The organism is uncultured Corynebacterium sp. (assembly GCF_945649885.1).
Classification (GTDB): Bacteria; Actinomycetota; Actinomycetes; order Mycobacteriales; family Mycobacteriaceae; genus Corynebacterium.
In genome coordinates this window covers 1-3252 of record NZ_CALZFS010000188.1, presented here as the reverse complement: position 1 = coordinate 3252, position 3252 = coordinate 1, and the positions used below count along the sequence as shown (strand labels likewise).

General features: G+C 58.9%; 4 protein-coding genes. All 4 read left to right on the top strand.

The window, feature by feature from the left end:
* The coding region (locus Q0M74_RS13535) for a dTDP-glucose 4,6-dehydratase (RefSeq protein WP_293955333.1) at nt 1-777 on the top strand (777 nt) is incomplete at its 5' end.
* A gap of 3 nt (nt 778-780) precedes the next feature.
* Nucleotides 781-2142, top strand: a complete 1362-nt coding sequence (locus Q0M74_RS13530; protein WP_293955331.1) for a sugar nucleotide-binding protein — start codon at nt 781-783, stop codon at nt 2140-2142.
* Entirely contained in the window at nt 2143-3009 is an 867-nt protein-coding gene (rfbA, locus tag Q0M74_RS13525; protein WP_293955329.1) for a glucose-1-phosphate thymidylyltransferase RfbA, read from the top strand. It abuts the gene before it with no gap.
* Nucleotides 3006-3252 (top strand): SdpI family protein (locus Q0M74_RS13520; RefSeq protein ID WP_293955327.1); only part of this gene is annotated, 247 nt, incomplete at its 3' end. The genes rfbA and Q0M74_RS13520, both read left to right, overlap by 4 nt.

Below are 3252 nucleotides of genomic sequence, written 5' to 3'. Positions count from 1 at the left end.
GCCGAGTCCCACAATGACAACTCCTTGAATGATCCCTCCCCCTTTGTACAGACCAACATTGTGGGCACCTTTGTCATCTTGGAGGCGATCCGCCGCCACGATAAGCGCCTGCACCACGTGTCTACCGATGAGGTTTTCGGGGATCTGGAACTGGATGATCCCAACCGTTTCACCGAGACCACCGCCTACAAGCCATCCTCGCCCTATTCCGCCACCAAGGCCGGCTCTGATCACCTGGTCCACGCCTGGATCCGCTCCTTCGGTATCAAGGCGACGATCTCCAACTGCTCGAATAACTATGGGCCGTATCAGCACATCGAGAAGTTCATTCCACGCCAGATCACCAATATCCTCTCCGGGCTCACCCCGAAGCTCTACGGCACGGGCGAGCAGGTCCGTGACTGGATCCACGTGGATGACCACAATGACGCTGTGCACCTGATCCTGCGGGAGGGCGTGCTGGGTGAAACCTATATCATCGGCGCAGATAATGACCACGTGAACAACAAGGCCGTGATCTCCATGATCTGTGAGCTCATGGGTCTGGGTGCTGATGCCTATGAGCATGTGGCTGACCGCCCGGGACATGATCTGCGTTATGCCATGGATTCCACCAAGCTGCGCACTGAGCTGGGCTGGGCGCCGAAGTACACCGACACCGACACCGGCATGCGCGCAGGACTGGAGCAGACGATTGCGTGGTACACCCAAAACCAGGACTGGTGGAAGCCCGCCAAGGATGATGTGGAAGCCACCTACGCTAAGCAGGGCCAGTAAACCATGACCTCATTCAACAAAGACCTCACCCTGCGTGAGACCGACATCGACGGCCTATTCATCTTTGATTTCCCCGTCCACGGCGATAACCGCGGCTGGTTCAAGGAAAACTGGCAACGCAACAAGATGACCAGCATGGGTCTGCCGGATTTCGGTCCCGTGCAAAACAACATGAGCTTCAACGCGCGCGCTGGCACCACCCGTGGTCTGCACGCCGAGCCCTGGGATAAGTTCGTCTCCGTGGGCACCGGCGCCGTGTTCGGTGCGTGGTGCGATCTCCGCGAAGGCTCCCCCACTTTTGGTGCGGTGGTCACCACCACGATCACCCCTGATGTCGGCGTGTACGTCCCGCGCGGGGTGGCCAATGGTTTCCAGGCGCTGGAAAACAACACGCTCTATACCTACCTGGTCAATGATCACTGGTCCCCCAACGCCACCTACTCCAATGTCAACCTCGACATGATCGACTGGCCCCTGCCGATCACCGAGATTTCTGACAAGGACAAGAACCACCCGGTGCTTGCCGACGCTTCCCCGCTGCCCTCCCGCAAGGTTCTGGTGACCGGTGCCGCCGGTCAATTAGGCACCGCGCTGCGCGCGGTGTTCCCGGATGCTGAGTTCGTGAGCCGGCAGGACCTGGACATCACCGCTGATCTGACCACGGCACGCCCGTGGAAGCAGTACTCCGCCATCATCAACGCCGCCGCCTACACGGGCGTGGATACAGCCGAAACTGAGCGCGCAACAGCCTGGGCCGTCAACGCCACCGCGGTGGGAAACCTCGCCACGATAGCCCGGGAAAACAACCTCACCCTGGTGCATGTGTCCTCTGACTACGTCTTCGACGGTGCTGCCCAGTCCTATGACGAGCAGGCTCCTTTCTCACCCCTGGGTGTATATGGCCAGTCCAAGGCCGCTGGTGACATCGCCGCGTCCACTGCGCCACGGCATTATGTGGTGCGCACCAGCTGGGTCATTGGTGATGGAAATAACTTCGTGAAAACCATGGCCTCACTTGATCAGCGTGGTATCGCCCCCTCGGTGGTGGATGATCAGATCGGGCGTTTGAGCTTCACCCAGGATATCGCTGCTGGCATCAAGCACCTGCTGGAATCGGGTGCTGAATATGGCACCTATAACCTCAGCAACTCCGGTGAGCCAGCGTCCTGGGCAGATATTGCCCGGGAGGTCTTCCGGGATGCGTCACAGGTGACCGGTGTGTCCACGGCGGAGTACTTCGCTGATAAGCCTGAGGCCGCACCGCGGCCACTGAACTCGGTGCTGGATCTATCCAAGCTGGCCGCCACCGGGTTTGAGGCACCGGATTGGCGCTCACGTCTAAGCGATTACCTTGAGGAGCTGTAAATGAAGGGCATCATTTTGGCCGGTGGATCCGGCACGCGGCTGTATCCAATCACCAAGGGCATCTCCAAGCAGTTAATGCCGATCTATGACAAACCGATGATCTACTATCCCCTGACCACGCTGATCCAGGCCGGTATCCGCGAGATCCTCATCATCACCACCCCGGAGGACCGCGATTCCTTCGAACGCCTCCTGGGTGATGGCTCCGCCTGGGGCATCGAACTGACCTATGCGGTGCAGCCATCCCCGGATGGTCTGGCACAGGCATTCATCATCGGTGAGGACTTCATTGGCGATGACGATGTGGCTCTGGTGCTTGGCGATAACATCTTCGACGGCGCCCAACTGGGCCGTGCTCTGAAGGCCTGTGCTGATCCAGACGGTGGCATCGTCTTCGCCTATGAGGTCTCCGACCCGGAGCGTTATGGTGTGGTGGAGTTTGATGCTGATAACCGTGCGGTGTCCATCGAGGAGAAACCAGAAGTGCCGAAGTCTAATTTCGCGGTGGTGGGTCTGTACTTCTACGACAACCGCGTGGTGGAGATCGCCAAATCGATCAAACCATCAGAACGCGGCGAGTTGGAGATCACCTCCGTGAACGAGGCCTATCTCAACTCCGGTGCATTGACCGTGCAGCGCCTGGACCGTGGTGATGTCTGGCTGGATACCGGCACGATTGATTCCATGTCAGAGGCATCTTCTTATGTGGAGGTGCTGCAGAAGCGTACCGGCAATATCATTGGTTCGCCTGAGGTAGCTGCCTTCCGTGAAGGGTTCATCACCGCTGCTGAAGTAACCCGGTTGGGTGAAGAGCTGAAGAAATCTGGATACGGCAGCTACCTGCTGAGGGCAACCCAAGAATCATGATTGCTGTAGCCCCACCACTTTTCGGTGTGGTGCTTGTGCCCGTGGTATGCATTGCGATCACTCGGGCTGCAGCATCCGGGTCTATTGGTCGCCATGGTGGAGCCGGGATCCGTACGAAGAAAACCCTGGCCTCAGATGCAGCCTGGGTGGCAGGCCATCAAGCAGCCCTGCCGATTATCCAGTGGACCGGCGTGGTAGCTGCATTCAGCGTGGTGGCTGCCCTGCTGGTGCAACTGTGGCTGG